The 1,211-nt window shown below is 72.3% G+C and carries 1 protein-coding gene and 1 pseudogene; both read left to right on the forward strand.

Going from position 1 to position 1,211, the window contains the following annotated elements; all coding sequences use genetic code 11:
• On the forward strand, positions 1 to 953 hold a 953-nt coding region (locus tag QN345_RS19275), incomplete at its 5' end, for a molybdopterin oxidoreductase family protein (protein ID WP_323509143.1).
• Positions 946 to 1,211: pseudogene (locus QN345_RS19280) on the forward strand (hypothetical protein); the annotation flags it as partial. The gene QN345_RS19275 and the pseudogene QN345_RS19280, both read left to right, overlap by 8 nt.

Genomic DNA, 1,211 nt, shown 5'->3' on the forward strand with positions numbered 1-1,211 from the left:
GCCTGCTCGTGCACGGCTCGAACGTCGTCGTGTCCGCCCCGGACTCCAACCGGGTGCGTGCCGGCCTCGAGGCTCTCGATTTCCTCGTGGTCTGCGACTTCTTCTTCTCCGAGACCGCGCGCTTCGCCGACGTCGTGCTGCCGGTCACCCAGTGGGCGGAGGAGGACGGCACGATGACCTCGCTCGAGGGCAGGGTCATCCGCCGCCGTACCGCGATCGGCGCGCCGGACGGGGTGCGGAGCGAACTCTGGATCTTCCAGGAACTCGCGCGCCGGCTCGGCTCCGCCGGCACCTTCAGCGCCGACCCGGCCGAGGTGTTCGACGAGCTCTGCCTCGCGAGCGCGGGCGGCCTGGCCGACTATTCCGGACTGAGCTACGGGCTGCTCGACACGGGGGAGGCCGCATACTGGCCGTACCCGGTCGGGTCGACCGGAACCCCGCGGCTCTTCCTCGACCGTTTTGCGCACGCAGACGGCCGCGCGCGCATCGTCGCCGTGCACGCGAGGGTGACGGATGCGCCGGCCCAACGGGACGGTACGGTCACGCTCATCACCGGCCGGCTCCTCGAGCACTACCAGTCGGGGGCCCAGACCCGCCGGGTCCCCGAGCTGCACCAGGCCCAGCCTCAGGCCAGGCTCCAGGTGCACCCGGCGACCGCGGCCCGACTCGGTCTCGTCGACGGTGGCGAGGTCGAGGTCGGCAACATGCAGGGAACCGTGACCTGTGTCGCCGAGGTGACCGGCGGCATCCGCACGGACACCGTGTTCCTGCCGTTCCATTTCCCCGGTGCCCAGCGCGCGAACCTGCTCACCCTCGGGGTCACCGACCCCGTCTCGGGCATGCCGGAATTCAAGCGCACGACCGTGCGGGTGCGCGCGCTCGTGCGGACACCGGGGTCCGGGCCTGCCGGTCCCGTTTCCGTCCCGTCGATTCGAACGGATGCCCATGCCTGAGCCGATCCCCGCAGCACCCGTCGGGAGCGCGCCCGCTGCCGTTCCCGTTGCCGTTCCCGCTTCCCCGGCGCCGAGCCGGATCGTCCTCGTCGGCTACGGCCCGGTCGGGGCCCGCCTCGTCGAGGAGCTGCTCCCGGTCGTGCGGGCCGGCCTCGCCACCCTGACCGTGGTCGGAGCGGAGTCGGCCGACGCCTACAACCGGGTGCTCATTGCCGACTACGCCGTCGGCCGCTCCGACCGGGACACCCTCGAGGTGAC

This window comes from Cryobacterium sp. 10I1, from assembly GCF_035019805.1.
GTDB lineage: Bacteria > Actinomycetota > Actinomycetes > Actinomycetales > Microbacteriaceae > Cryobacterium > Cryobacterium glucosi.